A 12,940-nucleotide genomic window follows, 5' to 3' on the forward strand; every position below is an offset into this window, starting at 1 on the left:
GACAGGCTCTTTTTCATGAAGATCTTCACATCCGCGTTGGTCACGGAGACCAACACATTCTCGGAGCACCCCACGACCCTCGCGTCGTTCGAGGAACTGGGCATCATTCGAGGACCGACACCCGCGCGAGCGCTGGGCGACGTCGGCCCGATCGTGGAACAGTGGCGCCTTCGCGCGCGCCGCTATGGCGACGAGGTGATCGAAGGCGTGTATGCCATCGCTCAACCGGCGGGGCGGGTCAGGGCCGAAGCTTACGCGCAGTTGCGCGGAGAAATCCTTAGCGCAGCGCGCGCGGCGATGCCGCTGGACATGGTGCTGCTGTTCCTTCATGGCGCAATGGTGGCCGAAGGCGAGGACGACTGTGAGGGAGACCTGATCCGCGCCGTACGCGAACTCGTGGGTCCCCGATGCGTGATTGGCGTGGAGCTCGACCCGCACTGCCACATGACGTCCACCATGACCCAGCATGCGGACGTCATCATCCTCATGCGCGAGTACCCCCACACGGACTACGAAGCCCGGGCCGCGGAGCTGTTCGACGCCTGCCGGGCCGCGGCAAGCGGTGTCACCCGTCCGGTGATGGCCGTCGCGGATTGCCGCATGGTCGGCTTCTACCCCACGACCATCGAGCCGATGCGCGGCCTGGTGGACAAGATGAGCGAGGTCGAGAAACGTCCGGGCGTCCTTTCGGTGAGCCTGGTGCATGGTTTCCCATGGGGCGATGTGGCGGATGCGGGAACGAAGGTGCTGGTGGTGGCGGACGGCGACGCCGCCTTCGCAATGGCCCAGGCCACAGAACTTGCGCAGGCGCTTTATCGGATCCGCCATGCGATGCTGCCTCGTCTGGAGTCGGTCAGCCAGGCGCTCGAAGGTCTCGACGCGCAGGGCCTAGCGCCCCGGCTGCTGGCGGACGCAGGCGACAACCCGGGCGGCGGGGCGCCGGGCGACCACACCGTGCTGCTGGCCGAACTCTTGGAGCGCACGCAGCTTCGCAGCGCGCTGGGGATGCTGGTCGACCCGCAAAGTGTCCAGGCATGCTTCGATTCGGGGATCGGGACGCGCTTGCGGTTGAGCCTGGGCGGAAAGAGCGGAGCGGTATCGGGACAACCTCTCGAGGTGGTCGCAATCGTTCGAGGGCTCGCGCCCGATCACGTGCAGTGCGTCGGGGGTATTCGTGATCCGCTGGGTCGCGCCGCCTGGATCCGCGTCAATGCCACGGACATCGTCCTGAGCAGCCGGCGGCAACAAACGCTGTCGCCATCCGCCTTCACCGGGTTGGGCGTTCCTCTGCATGAAGCCCGGGTCATCGCGGTGAAGTCGAGCCATCACTACTACGGGGAGTTCTCGAAGCTGTCGACGGATCGGCACGTCATTGAAACCGGTGCGGCGCTGTCGATGGACTTCGCACGACTCCCGTACCGCCATCGGCACATGCACTTCTTCCCCGCGACGGACAACCCGTCCCCGCATCTGGCATGAACACCACGATCTCCTTGGCTAGCGGCGGATCACCGCCTTGTCTTGTCGAATCGCCGAGTGGCGCATCGATGATGGTCGACGGGCGGCAACTGCTTTGTTTCGGCGGCTCGGCTTACCTCGGGCTGGGAGGCGCGCCGGAACTCGTCGAGATCGGCTGCGCTGCGCTGCGGCAGTTTGGTGCGAGCACACACCTGCCGCGCCACTATGGCTTCAGTTCAGGCGCGAACCAGCAAGCGGAGGCCGAAGCGCGTCGGTTCTTCGGTACGGAAGCTGCGATGTATTTCGGAACGGGCTACCTGTTCGGGCTTGTCGCGCTCACCGGACTGGCGCCCGACTGTGATGTTGTCTACATCGACGAATCCGCCCACTACAGCCTGCGGGAAGGAGCCCACGCGGCCGGCAAGCCAATCCATTCGTTTGCGCATCGCGATGTGCAAGACCTGGCGCGCATGCTCGGAAACACACTCGAGCGCGGTCAGCGGCCACTCGTCGCCACGGACGGAGTGTTCGCGACGACGGGAGCCATTGCGCCACTGTCGGCGTATGCGGAGCTGATCGCCCCTTTCAACGGGTGGCTGGTGGTTGACGAGTCTCACGCCTTCGGAACGATCGGTCCGCAGGGAAGGGGGAGCGCAGAACTCGCGCAGCTTCCCTTCGACCGGCTGGTGATCGGCGGCTCGACTGCCAAGGCGTTGGGCGCGCACGGAGGGTTTGCGCTTGGTGATGCGCAAACCATCGCGCAGCTGTGGCGCACCCCGGTGGCGCGTGGCGCGGTGCTGGGCTGCTCCGCGGGCGCCGCTATGACCGCGGAGAGCCTGCGCCTGATTCGCAGACGCCCCGAACTCCTTCTGCGCTTGCGTGAGAACGCGCGGTCGCTCAAGGCGGGCCTGCGGGGCCTGGGTCTGAAGGTCGAGGACAACGCCGGACCCATTGCCGCCTTTGTGCACGGGGATGGTCTGCAGATGCAGCGGATCCAGCGCGCACTCTGGGAACAGGGCATTTTCGTGGCCTATTCCACCTACGTGGGCGCCGGACCGATGGGCGTGTTGCGTTGCGCTGCCTTCGCGGATCACACGCCTGAACAGATCGCTCGGTTGCTTGGCGCGCTGCGCGAGTTGCTCTAGCAAGGCCGGCTCTCGATCGCTCGCAGGCGCTCCCCCGGCTCTCGACAAGTCTTCCAACCTTTCACTTCACAGAAGTTATCTGCGCCAAAGCACGGCGCAGCGCACACGATGAACCGTACCGACAACCAACTTCCGTTCTCCAAGATTCGCAGTACGAATGGACTGGTCTTCCTCTCCGGCGAGCTCCCGATCCCGGACGCTGGACCGATTCCCGATGGCATCGCGCCACAAACCAATCTGACGCTTGAGCGCATCGATGCCTCGCTTCGCACCGTTGGCCTGAGCTTGGCCGACGTCGTACAGGTCACCGTCCATCTCGCACGCGCGGAGGACTTCGCTGAGTTCAATGCGACGTACCGAAAGCATTTTCAGACGCCGTATCCGACGCGCACGACGGTGGTGGCACAGTTGCTGGTGCCCGGCGCACGCATCGAAATCACGGTGACCGCCGCAACGCGGCTCGAAACCGAAGCCATGTCCGATGCCAGATGAAATCGTGGTCCTGGGCGCCGGCATGGTCGGCACCTGTACGGCCCTGGAACTGACGCTGCGCGGACATTCAGTGACGCTGGTCGATCGCTCGCCGGTCGGGCGCGAGACCAGCTATGGCAATGCGGGAGTCATCCAACGCGAGGCTGTCGAACCCTATACGTTCCCGCGCGATCTGAAGGCGCTGGTCGGTGCCGCCCTCGGACGGGGCCTGGACATCAACTATCACTTCATGGACCTGTTGGCCGCTCTACCCCAGTTGGTGCGCTATTGGCGGAATTCTGCCCCGTCGAAGCATCGCCGCATCAGTCGCGAGTACGCGGGGCTCATCAAGCATGTCACGAACGAGCACGGCCGCTTTGTGGCGCTTGCCCGCGCGGAAGATCTGGTACGCCGCAAGGGCCTTCGCTTGATGTACCGAAGTCCGCGCGCCTTCGAGGAAGCAGTCGCCCAGGCCGAGCGCCTGAAGCTGGAGTACGGCATCGCCTTTGACGCACTTGACACCCATGCGATGGCCTTGGCCGAGCCGGCGCTGCGCATGCCGGTTGCCGGCGCCGTTCACTGGGTGCAGTCGTGGAGCGTGAGCGATCCAGGGGCACTGGTCGAACGCTATGCCAAGGCGTTCGAGCGACGAGGCGGCCACATCATCCGTGCCGACGCGATCGCCTTGAGGGAGCGATCGATCGGTTGGGAGGCTCGTCTCGATGGCGGCATCTTGCATGCACGGCACGTGGTGGTTGCGCTCGGCCCCTGGTCCGATTCGCTGATCAAACCACTGGGCTATCGGTTGCCGCTGTTCGTCAAGCGCGGCTACCACCGGCACTACATCGGGGGAGATGGCGTGCTCGTTCCGACCCTGGACGCCGAACGCGGCTACGTGATGTCTTCGCAGCGTCGAGGCCTGCGCATCACAACGGGCGCAGAGATCGCGCGCATCGATGCGCATCCGACGCCACGTCAGCTCGCCGGTGCTGAAGCCGAGGCCCGCGAGCTGCTGAGCTTAGGTATTCCCGTCGAAGACGAGCCCTGGGTCGGCGCGCGGCCATGTTGCGCGGACATGAAGCCGGTCATCGGGCGGGCGCATCGCCATCGCGGCCTGTGGTTCAACTTTGGTCATGGGCACCATGGATTCACGTTGGGGCCGGCCGGGGCACGCCTTCTGGCGGACCTTATCGAGTCCAAGCGGCCTTACACGGAGGCGAAGGCGTTCTCACCCTCGAGGTTCGCATGAACGGGTTGCTCAACGCTCTGACTTGCCGACGCCGCGGTTGCGTCGCCTCGCACTTTGCCGACATCTGCTTGGCAGATCCCCGGCTAGGAAATTGATCCATGGATTTCAGTGAAAACCGAAGACCTGCAAGCAAGGCGGTCGGCTTCTTCGTGGTGGTCGGACTGCATCTGCTCTTGGGCTGGGCGCTGGTGAGCGGACTGGCGCGCCGGGTCGTGGAAGTCGTGAAGGCACCCGTGGAAGTCAGCATCCTGGAGGAGCCCAAGGCACCGCCCCCCCCGCCGCCGCCGCCCCCGCCGCCCAAAGAAACGCCCCGAAAGCCTCCGCCTCCACGCAAGGCCGCGCCGCCGCCACCGAGCTATGTGCCCCCGCCGGAGCTCAATGTCGCGCCGCCTGCAGATGCGCAGCCGTCGATCACGGCCTCTTCGGTGCCGCCGCCCCCCGCGCCCGTGGTCATCGCGCCGCCAGCGCCGCCGTCTGTGCCTCGACCCTTGGGCACACCGGCGCGCATCGACGTGTCTTCTTGCGAGAAGCCGGAGTACCCGAGAGCGGCATTGAGAGCAGAGGCCACAGGGACCACGCGCATTCGATTCACGATCGACGCGTCTGGTCGCGTGGCGAAAGCGGAGATCGACAGGCCCTCGGGACCGACCCGGGAGCATCGTTCGTTGGATGCGGCGGCGGTGGAGGTGTTGAGCCGGTGTCCCTTCAAGCCGGGCACCGATTCGGAGGGGCAACCGATAGGCGGTGCGGTCGCCACCGTCGAGTACGTGTGGAAGCTCGAGTAAGAGCCGCCTCGCCGTCGCGCGCTCGCCGCGTCTGCCGCGACAGGTCTGTTCGTGCGGGGCGCATGGCCACGCGCGATCCACGTGCCAGTGATGCACGTTTTGTCAAATTTTCTAATGGAGAAGCACTCATGTCCCTCATCAATTTCATTCGCAGCGTCCGGCTCGCTGCTATGTCTGTCACCTTGATGGTCGGCGCACTTACAGCGTCAGCCCAGCCGGTGCCAAGTCCGATAGCGCCAGCGGCCAGTGCGCCGGCAGTTGCGAGCACCTACGCGAACGTCCCCTCGTCAACGACCGATGAGAGCCAGGATCAAGGTCGAGGTGCAGCGCCGTCCGCGCATGCGATAGAGAATCCCTATGGACTGAACGCCCTTTGGGCGCAGGGTGATTTCGTCGCGAAAGGGACGTTGATCATCATGGTGCTCATGAGCATCGGAAGCTGGTGCATCATCTTCGTCAAGCTTTACGAGCAGCAAAAGCTGCTGAATGCCGCCAGCGCGGCCAGCAAGTCGTTTTGGAAGGCTGGCAGTGTGCAAGCCGGAGCGCAAACGCTGCGAAATGGAAGCGCCTTTCGCTACATCGCCGAACAGGGCCTGACGGCCAGTCAGCACCATGAGGGCACGTTGGTTGAACAGATCGATCTGCATACATGGGTGACGATGAGCATCCAGCGTGCCGTGGAGAAGGTGCAGAGCAGGCTGCAGGATGGGCTTGCCTTTCTTGCGACGGTCGGTTCCACTGCGCCCTTCGTGGGTCTGTTTGGCACGGTCTGGGGCATCTATAACGCACTCACGGCGATCGGTATCTCAGGCCAGGCATCGATTGACAAGGTGGCAGGTCCGGTCGGGGAGGCGTTGATCATGACTGCCATCGGGCTGGCGGTCGCCGTTCCCGCAGTGATGGGCTACAACTGGCTGATCCGACGCAACAAGAGCGCGATGGAGCGGGTGCGCAACTTCAGCGGAGATCTTCACAATGTACTGATCGGAGCCAAGCGATGAGCCTGGTCGTGCTTGTGCCTGCCTACCTGCTGCGCGCCTACGGACAGGCGGGCGCTCAGTCGCCTGTCATCACGACGGAGCCTGCGAAATGGGAATGAACGTCAGTGCCGATGGGAATGACGAGGCATTGAACTCGAGCATCAACACGACCCCTTTGGTCGATGTGATGTTGGTATTGCTGATCATTTTTCTCATCACCATTCCGGTTGTGACGCAATCCATCAAGCTCGAACTCCCCAAGGAACGTAACGTTCCGACGCAGACCAAGCCGGAAAACATCGTGCTTGCTGTCAGCCGTGGCGGTGATCTCTACTGGGGCGTGGAACGGATGCCCGACGTGGAAGCCTTGGTCGCCCGATTGAAGATCATGGCAGTCAAGGAGCCGCAACCCGAGGTCCACATTCGCGGTGACGCAGAAGTTCCTTATGAGGCAGTCGGGCGACTGGTGGCCGCCTGTCGACGGGCAGGCATCCACAAGGTTGGATTCATCACCGAGCCGCCTGCGGGCAGCGCGAGCCGGTAGGAGAAAAAATGGCAATGAGTGCGAATAGCGGCGATGGTGATGAAGAGATCATCGTCGACATCAACACGACACCGCTGATCGACGTCATGTTGGTGTTGTTGATCATGTTCATCATCACGATCCCCATCCAGACACACGCCGTGAAGATGAACATGCCGGTCCCCAGCAACGATCCGCACCCGCCGATTGTCACAAAGGAGGTCCGCATCGAAGTCGAAGCCGACGGAACAATCGGATGGAACGGAGAGGTCGTGTCTGGCCGCGCTGATCTCGAGCAACGTCTGGCGACGATTGCCGCGCAGCCCGATCAACCCGAGGTCCATTTGCGCCCCAGCAAGAGTGTTCCGTACAAGCATGTGGCAGGCGTCATGGCCAGCGCTCAGCGTCTCGGCGTCGTCAAGATCGGGATCGTCGGCAGCGAGCAGTTTGCCAACTGAGTGACGATCGATTCGGCGCGAGGATCTTGTCCTTGCGTCTCATTTGGCCTGACGACCTTCCGCAGCCCTGAGAGACTACTGCTGATTGCTGGTCAGTCCTGGCTACCTTGCTGCGTACCGGCCCGGTACTGCCGGCGATAGTCACTCGGCGACATCTTGAGAACCCGCAAGAATGCTCGACGCATCACTTCTTCTGTCGAGAAGCCGCAACGCAAGGCTATGGCCTTGAATGACATCGGCGTTGTCTCGATCTCGTCGCAAGCCCGACTTAGACGAAGTAACTCGACCGCGCGCGCCGGCGTGATGCCGGTGGTTCGGAGGTAAAAGCGACCAAAGGTTCTTGGTGTCATCGCCACCCGTTCCGCCAGTGTCTCCACGGACAGGCGTTCGTGGAGGTTTTCGTCCATCCAGGCGTGCAGGGCAATGACACGACTGTCCCCGGTGGCGCGTGCGGGAAAGCCACTGCGAAAGCGGAACGGTGCGGAGATCGGCTCCCAGGAGGCGCCGATCTGTTCGGTCACCTTGATGGCGATAGGCTGCCCGAGGTCGTCCGCCACCAGCTTGAGTGCGAGCTTCATGCCTGCGGAGGCCGCCACGGCATCCCACAGGCGACGCACGTCTGGTCGCCCGGCCCTTCGGTGTGCGGCGTCGGCCACCGTGAAACCAACGGTTCCGACCGAGGCAATGCGATCGATCTTCGATCGATGCTGAAGGATCCAATCACGCGCACGGCTCGTATGCGTCGAAGATGCGGACAACATGTGCAATGCAGTGCCACCGATCACCAGCGCGGTGTGAACATTCTCGCCGAAATCTGCCGGCAGTGCGCTGATGTTCAGGATGGTGCTGCTAGCGCCACGAACCGGAGTTGCTGCCGGAGCAAAGATGTGGATGTCATAGAACGATCTCCCGTAGATCTCGGCGTGAGCCGTGTTGGCTGCCTCGAAGACCTGTATCGCAGCCGCGACATCGAACAGTTCGAATCCGTCGACAACGATCAAACAGATTTGCGCCATCAAGGGTGAATGGAGGTATTGGGGGCGTCGAGACACTCAGACTTGGTGCCCTTGCTCGATCCTAGACGCCGTCGTTTCGAAATGGCCGCGAGCACGCTTCCGTGGCGGGAAGGATGGAATATTTGTCGGTGTGACGAAAGAAGTCTGTTCTTAGACTGGCTGCTACCGGTTTGGTTTTCTGCATTCATGCTCTGGTGAAGCAAAGGCCGACGGACGTAGACATTTGTTGAATGAAAGTCCGGCAGTGAAGAAAAAATCCTACCTACCGTTTCTGGGTCACCGCCATGGCAATGCGCTGCGGCTCTCAAAACCCCGACGGAGCGACTGTCTCATTCGAACAAACAACTTTTTTCTGGAGATTGACGATGCGTTGCAACGCGCAACGGGAGTCGAGTCCAAATTTGAAGCGATTGCCCGTGGTGCGCGATGCTTGGGGTTCGAGCACTGTGCCTATGGATTTCGGGTCTTCAACTCTTTCGCTCATCCCAAGACGTTGATGGTCAACAACTATGCGCCGGCTTGGCAGCAACGCTATCGTGAGCAAGACTATCTCTCAATCGACCCGACCGTAGCGCACGGCGTTCGCTCGCGCGCGCCGTTGATCTGGCGACAGGATGTATTCAAGGATGTCCCGCAGCTCTGGACGGAGGCCCGCGAGGCAGGATTGCTTGCGGGTTGGGCCCAGTCGTCATTTGATGCCACCGGGAGTGTCGGAATGCTTACGCTGGCACGCTCGCATGAGCCGCTCTCCGCAGCGGAAGTATCGGCACGAGGCGCGCAGGTGCAATGGTTGTCGGATGCGGCACACCAGCACCTTTCGGAGGCACTGTGGCCGAGCGAGCGACGGCTGTGCCCGGCTCTCACGGCTCGGGAACTGGATGTTTTGCGTTGGACGGCAGACGGGAAGACGTCGGACGAAGTTGCTATCTTGCTCGGCGTTTCGCCCAATACGGTCAACTATCACGTAAAGAACGCAATCCGAAAGTTGCGGGTTGCGAACAAGGCTGCGGCGGTAGCGTGTTTGGTTCGTCTCCGACTGCTGATATGAGATTGGACCGCAGTGCCACAATGCTTTTCGGCAGCCTTGCTGTCGCCTTGAAGCAAGGTAGCGGCTGACATGCCAAGGCCGCTCGTGAGGGTTCATCGAAAAGGTCAATGGCCCGCCCGCCTGCGGATCGAAGGCGCGATTTCGATCCTGCATGCGTACAGGAAGTGCTGGTTCAGACAAACTGGCCTGCCCATGCGATGTGAGACGACACCGGCTCGACGAAGAATGCGCTCGACGCCGAGGGGCGAAACGGTGACGAGTTCGTCCGCGCCGCCGAAAGCTGCCATACGCATCACGACGTCCAGCAGTGCCAGGGCGCGTTCGGGGGCGTCGTGTGAGGCTTGGCTTTCGAGGCGGGGAGCGTCGAGATCGATGACTGAGAATCTTGACAGCTCCCATACCTTCTCGCTGTTCGGGGGCGGATGGCCGTCAAGCAGCTCCGGGAAAACGTCATTCAGCAGGTAAGGTTGATTGGTGGGTAGAAGTCTGGCTACACCTTTCAGACGAGCATCTCGCTCGCGCGCCATCACGTACATGGTGTCAGGACGATCGAACTGGTCGAGTTCGGTGACGCCATCGTTCTCAAGCTCCCAATGAAGCTTTTCGACAAATACGCGATAGCGGTAGTGTGCCATCGCCGCGAATGCGCTATTCGACAAAGAGTTCGCGTTGCCTGCCACGATATGCATGATTCGCTTTCACTGAGTTTGCCTTGAAGGATTAGATGAAAGCGCACAGACTTTGAGAACTACCAGATCTGGCACCGCAGACAGGCGTGCATCGCGGAGCGGTGACGGCTGCCAACGTTGCTCGCCGTGTGCAGATCAAAACGGTAGCGCTGCCACGGACCGTCTCCTGGCGAGAAGAGCACCAGTTTTCCGTGGCGGGAGAGGCCACCACGGTGCCATAGCCCACGACCACAATTGCGTCACACGAAAGGCGCACGGCTCCGACTGACTTGTATCGTTGCCCGGCGCGGTTTCGAGCTTGCCGCGCGTTCAGGTCAGAGCGACATGATTTTGCATCTCATGCAAGCCTTGCGGTCGATCACGGAAGCGACAAGGATGGGGTCCAAGAATTTCTTCCATCGGACTCATGCAACCCCCATCTTCGTTCTATGCGCTCGACAGTCGGACAGTGAGCGCCAGCCCCGACCAAGCGCTCGCGAGACTGAATGCGCTTCATGATCAGCTCGATGGCATCGACGAACGTCTGCTCCACGCACTCCGGCAGCGGTTGGACTGCAGCACTCGCATTGGTCTCCACAAGCGCAAGCACGGTATGTCACTCTTGGAGCCTTGGCGGATGGATCGCGTCCAGCGACTCGCGTCTGCGTTCGCCGCGGACCATGGCATTCGTGGCGGCTTTCTGCAAGCGCTCTATTCGTTGATCATCGATGAGGCCTGTCGCCTCGAGCTTGAAGTCATGAAGACGTCATGCGACAGTGGATCGACGTGACATGGCTTGGCCGCCAGCTAGGTCCTGGAGCGGATGAATGGTCGTCGTGTGTTTCCTCGCACCCCGGGGACGCACAAAGCCCCCTGAAAATTCGGGATCCATTGAGCTTGCAACGAGACCGATGGGATATGCGCAGCGGTAAGAACTTGTTCGATCTTCGGAATGCGGCGTGCCTTTCCGAAAGACAGTTGGCACGACGCGCCGGCGTGTCTCGCCCAATGATCTCTCGCCTAGAACTCGGTCGGATCCAGCCGCCGCCGGACGTTCTCGATCGAATCGGACGCGCGATCGATGTCGCGATGATCGATCGCTTCTTTTCGCGATGAGCGCGGAAGGGGGTGAAGACCTGTGGAGCGCCTTGCCGGCCGGGTACGCCGCGGGACGCCAGCTAGAATCAGTCAGGGTAGAGCATCCGATGCGGCGGGGTTGCGCGCGTGGTCCGGCGGGACGTGCCGCGGCGTCGTGATCGTCCCGTCTCCGATATTTCACATGAAAACCCACCGTCAACGCCTGCAACGCGCGCACTTCGCGTTCATGCGCGCGTTGATCCAAGGTCTCGACGCTAGAGCGAGCTGGGATCGGTATCTGCGGCTCGAGGTGGAGTCGGCTGACATGCGCAATGTCCGGCGCACCATCGTGTGGATGCGCGATGCTTTCGCGGCCGCTGCGCGGCGCGAGCGCCGCCCTGGTACTGCGCGGCTGATCCTGTTGGACCCAGAGCGCTTCGCCAGCGCACCCAGTTTCCCGACCCTGGAGGATTTCGCGCGCGAGCAGGGGCTGGAAGACTTCTCCCATGCCGAGCAGATCGAGGCGTACGAGGCGGCTCATCCGAAAGCGGGTGCCAGCGACGGCGCCGCGCAGGGCGGCGCGAGCTCGCGCCGGGCCCGGGTCGTGCAGCGCCAACTGGAAGCCTTGCGCTGGCTCGAGGATCTGACAGCTGAAGATCCACGACCCAACGATCCCGTCAGCGCGTGGCTGCATCCCTTGCTGGCGGGCCGGCTGGAAAGGGCTCAATTGCGCACGCTGCAAGAGCTGGTCGAGCGCGTTAATCAGAGCGGCGCGCGCTGGTGGGTCAGGGTGCCCGGTATCGGCGCGCACAAGGCGGCACGCGTGGTGGAGTGGCTACAGGCGAATGAGCAAGCGCTGGGCCTGCGCGTGGGGCGACACGCCTTGCGCAAAAGATCACAACTGGCGCTGAATGAACTCCATGCGGTGGTGCCGCCTGCGCTGGAACTTCGACCTTTGGAGAAGCTGCTCCTGCCACCCGCCTTGGATGGCAGCCAAGGGGCGTTCCGCAGAGCAGTTGCAGCCGATAGCAACCCGTCTGCACGCAACGATGTCGAGGCCATCGTCGAGTGGCTTGGCAGTCGCAGCGCTTCTCTGGGGGCGGTCACTTCGTCCCTGCCGTCGGTGCTCAGCGCCACGCAACGGTCCTATCGTAAGGAGGCCGAGCGTATGCTTTTGTGGGCTACGCTCGAGCGAGGCAAGCCCCTATCGTCGCTCACGGCTGAGGATGTGCCTGCCTACCAGAGATTTCTTGTATCACCGCCTGCCGAATGGTGCGGTCCGCGTCACCATCAACGCTGGTCACCGTTATGGCGACCCTTTGAAGGTGGACTCTCTCCCGCGGCACAGCGGCAGGCCCTGGTGATCTTGCGTGGCCTGTTCGCCCACCTTGTGAAACGGGGATATCTCACGCACAGCCCCTTTGCGGCACACGCCTTGCCCGCGACTCCGCCAGTGGTAGCGCAAGTTGATCGGGCAGATCCGATGCCATGGGATCACCTTGATCGGGAGTTGGAACTGCATAGCGACGACGAGGCGGCGCGCCGGCTCCGCCGAGCGCTGCGCTGGATCCGCGCCACCGGCCTGCGGCTCGGTGAGGTGACGGCACTGCGCTGCGAAGACTTGGTGCCGCCCGGAGGCGAGGGAGGTGCCCACCGAACAGAACCCTGGCTGCTCGAGGTGAGGGATTCTGCACGCGTGGCCAAGCGACTCCCGATTGCGGCTGAGCATGTGTACGAACTGGAGCAGGAACTGGCGCGTCACGGACTGGAGCCGCATGTCAACGCGCGAAGCAATCACGGTATCGCGGTGCTGGCGCGCTTCTCCCCCGGGGTGTCCCGGCCCAGCCCCTGGTCCGCTTCGGGCCTTCACAAGGCGATGAAGCGCTTCTTGCACCAGGCTGCACAGGGAATGGACCAAGCGCAGGCAACGCAGGTTCGACGTCTCAACACGCACGATCTGCGTCGCGTCGCGCGACGCACGACGCCCGGATCAGCCACGGCCTGAGTTGCAGCGGGAGGGCCTCCGACTACGTCGGAGGTCATCGACAACCCGGCCGTCGCG

The 12,940-nt window shown here is 62.7% G+C and carries 14 protein-coding genes; 12 read left to right on the forward strand and 2 right to left on the reverse strand.

Annotated elements, in window-relative coordinates; all coding sequences use genetic code 11:
- Nucleotides 1-15: 15 nt before the first annotated feature.
- The 8 genes from ACODT0_RS26080 to ACODT0_RS26115 all read left to right on the forward strand — a co-directional run bounded on the left by ACODT0_RS26080 (nucleotide 16) and on the right by ACODT0_RS26115 (nucleotide 7,069).
- Nucleotides 16-1,479 (forward strand): M81 family metallopeptidase, encoded by a 1,464-nt coding sequence (locus tag ACODT0_RS26080; protein WP_489042653.1) that lies wholly within the window; start codon nucleotides 16-18, stop codon nucleotides 1,477-1,479.
- Nucleotides 1,476-2,603 carry an aminotransferase class I/II-fold pyridoxal phosphate-dependent enzyme gene (locus tag ACODT0_RS26085; RefSeq protein WP_489042654.1) on the forward strand — a complete coding sequence of 376 codons (1,128 nt, stop codon included), beginning with the start codon at nucleotides 1,476-1,478 and terminating at the stop codon, nucleotides 2,601-2,603. Before ACODT0_RS26080 ends, ACODT0_RS26085 begins: the two co-directional genes overlap by 4 nt.
- Before the next feature lie 108 nt (nucleotides 2,604-2,711).
- The gene (locus ACODT0_RS26090; protein ID WP_489042655.1) at nucleotides 2,712-3,095 is read left to right on the forward strand and encodes a RidA family protein; all 384 of its coding nucleotides are present in this window, start codon (nucleotides 2,712-2,714) and stop codon (nucleotides 3,093-3,095) included.
- Nucleotides 3,085-4,323, forward strand: coding sequence for an NAD(P)/FAD-dependent oxidoreductase (locus tag ACODT0_RS26095; RefSeq protein WP_489042656.1), 1,239 nt, complete (start codon nucleotides 3,085-3,087; stop codon nucleotides 4,321-4,323). The genes ACODT0_RS26090 and ACODT0_RS26095 overlap by 11 nt, the downstream gene beginning before the upstream one ends.
- Nucleotides 4,324-4,421: 98 nt before the next feature.
- Nucleotides 4,422-5,108 (forward strand): energy transducer TonB, encoded by a 687-nt coding sequence (locus ACODT0_RS26100; RefSeq protein ID WP_422098395.1) that lies wholly within the window; start codon nucleotides 4,422-4,424, stop codon nucleotides 5,106-5,108.
- Nucleotides 5,109-5,236: 128 nt separating this feature from the next.
- A complete protein-coding gene (locus tag ACODT0_RS26105; protein WP_489042657.1) occupies nucleotides 5,237-6,109 on the forward strand; it encodes a MotA/TolQ/ExbB proton channel family protein in 873 nt (290 codons plus the stop codon).
- A gap of 88 nt (nucleotides 6,110-6,197) precedes the next feature.
- Nucleotides 6,198-6,632: an ExbD/TolR family protein gene (locus ACODT0_RS26110; RefSeq protein WP_057595951.1), complete on the forward strand. Its 435-nt coding sequence runs from the start codon at nucleotides 6,198-6,200 to the stop codon at nucleotides 6,630-6,632.
- An 8-nt stretch (nucleotides 6,633-6,640) separates the two neighbouring features.
- Nucleotides 6,641-7,069: an ExbD/TolR family protein gene (locus ACODT0_RS26115; RefSeq protein ID WP_261216319.1), complete on the forward strand. Its 429-nt coding sequence runs from the start codon at nucleotides 6,641-6,643 to the stop codon at nucleotides 7,067-7,069.
- 92 nt (nucleotides 7,070-7,161) lie between these two features.
- Here ACODT0_RS26115 and ACODT0_RS26120 read toward each other — a convergent pair whose 3' ends face one another.
- A complete protein-coding gene (locus tag ACODT0_RS26120; RefSeq protein ID WP_489042706.1) occupies nucleotides 7,162-8,085 on the reverse strand; it encodes a GlxA family transcriptional regulator in 924 nt (307 codons plus the stop codon).
- A 244-nt stretch (nucleotides 8,086-8,329) separates the two neighbouring features.
- Between ACODT0_RS26120 and ACODT0_RS26125 the strand changes: the two genes are divergently transcribed.
- Nucleotides 8,330-9,133 carry an autoinducer binding domain-containing protein gene (locus ACODT0_RS26125; protein WP_489042658.1) on the forward strand — a complete coding sequence of 268 codons (804 nt, stop codon included), beginning with the start codon at nucleotides 8,330-8,332 and terminating at the stop codon, nucleotides 9,131-9,133.
- A gap of 104 nt (nucleotides 9,134-9,237) precedes the next feature.
- On the opposite strand, the gene ACODT0_RS26130 is transcribed toward ACODT0_RS26125, so the two are convergent.
- Nucleotides 9,238-9,822 carry an acyl-homoserine-lactone synthase gene (locus ACODT0_RS26130; RefSeq protein WP_489042659.1) on the reverse strand — a complete coding sequence of 195 codons (585 nt, stop codon included), beginning with the start codon at nucleotides 9,820-9,822 and terminating at the stop codon, nucleotides 9,238-9,240.
- Nucleotides 9,823-10,228: 406 nt separating this feature from the next.
- Here ACODT0_RS26130 and ACODT0_RS26135 point away from each other — a divergent pair, with 406 nt between their 5' ends.
- From ACODT0_RS26135 to ACODT0_RS26145, 3 genes are all read left to right on the forward strand, one after another.
- Nucleotides 10,229-10,591 carry a chorismate mutase gene (locus tag ACODT0_RS26135; RefSeq protein ID WP_057595955.1) on the forward strand — a complete coding sequence of 121 codons (363 nt, stop codon included), beginning with the start codon at nucleotides 10,229-10,231 and terminating at the stop codon, nucleotides 10,589-10,591.
- Between the two features lie 128 nt (nucleotides 10,592-10,719).
- Nucleotides 10,720-10,917 (forward strand): helix-turn-helix domain-containing protein, encoded by a 198-nt coding sequence (locus tag ACODT0_RS26140; RefSeq protein ID WP_489042660.1) that lies wholly within the window; start codon nucleotides 10,720-10,722, stop codon nucleotides 10,915-10,917.
- 163 nt (nucleotides 10,918-11,080) lie between these two features.
- Nucleotides 11,081-12,883 (forward strand): phage integrase family protein, encoded by a 1,803-nt coding sequence (locus tag ACODT0_RS26145; protein WP_489042661.1) that lies wholly within the window; start codon nucleotides 11,081-11,083, stop codon nucleotides 12,881-12,883.
- Nucleotides 12,884-12,940 lie beyond the last annotated feature (57 nt).

Source organism: Variovorax sp. FG153 (assembly GCF_057809595.1).

What these genes read in the sequence shown, in the direction of transcription:
- ACODT0_RS26080 (WP_489042653.1), top strand. Translation starts at nt 16, where the DNA reads ATGAAGATCTTCACATCCGCGTTGGTCACGGAGACCAACACATTCTCG.
- ACODT0_RS26085 (WP_489042654.1), top strand. Translation starts at nt 1,476, where the DNA reads ATGAACACCACGATCTCCTTGGCTAGCGGCGGATCACCGCCTTGTCTT.
- ACODT0_RS26090 (WP_489042655.1), top strand. Translation starts at nt 2,712, where the DNA reads ATGAACCGTACCGACAACCAACTTCCGTTCTCCAAGATTCGCAGTACG.
- ACODT0_RS26095 (WP_489042656.1), top strand. Translation starts at nt 3,085, where the DNA reads ATGCCAGATGAAATCGTGGTCCTGGGCGCCGGCATGGTCGGCACCTGT.
- ACODT0_RS26100 (WP_422098395.1), top strand. Translation starts at nt 4,422, where the DNA reads ATGGATTTCAGTGAAAACCGAAGACCTGCAAGCAAGGCGGTCGGCTTC.
- ACODT0_RS26105 (WP_489042657.1), top strand. Translation starts at nt 5,237, where the DNA reads ATGTCCCTCATCAATTTCATTCGCAGCGTCCGGCTCGCTGCTATGTCT.
- ACODT0_RS26110 (WP_057595951.1), top strand. Translation starts at nt 6,198, where the DNA reads ATGGGAATGAACGTCAGTGCCGATGGGAATGACGAGGCATTGAACTCG.
- ACODT0_RS26115 (WP_261216319.1), top strand. Translation starts at nt 6,641, where the DNA reads ATGGCAATGAGTGCGAATAGCGGCGATGGTGATGAAGAGATCATCGTC.
- ACODT0_RS26120 (WP_489042706.1), bottom strand. Translation starts at nt 8,085, where the DNA reads ATGGCGCAAATCTGTTTGATCGTTGTCGACGGATTCGAACTGTTCGAT.
- ACODT0_RS26130 (WP_489042659.1), bottom strand. Translation starts at nt 9,822, where the DNA reads ATGCATATCGTGGCAGGCAACGCGAACTCTTTGTCGAATAGCGCATTC.
- ACODT0_RS26135 (WP_057595955.1), top strand. Translation starts at nt 10,229, where the DNA reads ATGCAACCCCCATCTTCGTTCTATGCGCTCGACAGTCGGACAGTGAGC.
- ACODT0_RS26140 (WP_489042660.1), top strand. Translation starts at nt 10,720, where the DNA reads ATGCGCAGCGGTAAGAACTTGTTCGATCTTCGGAATGCGGCGTGCCTT.
- ACODT0_RS26145 (WP_489042661.1), top strand. Translation starts at nt 11,081, where the DNA reads ATGAAAACCCACCGTCAACGCCTGCAACGCGCGCACTTCGCGTTCATG.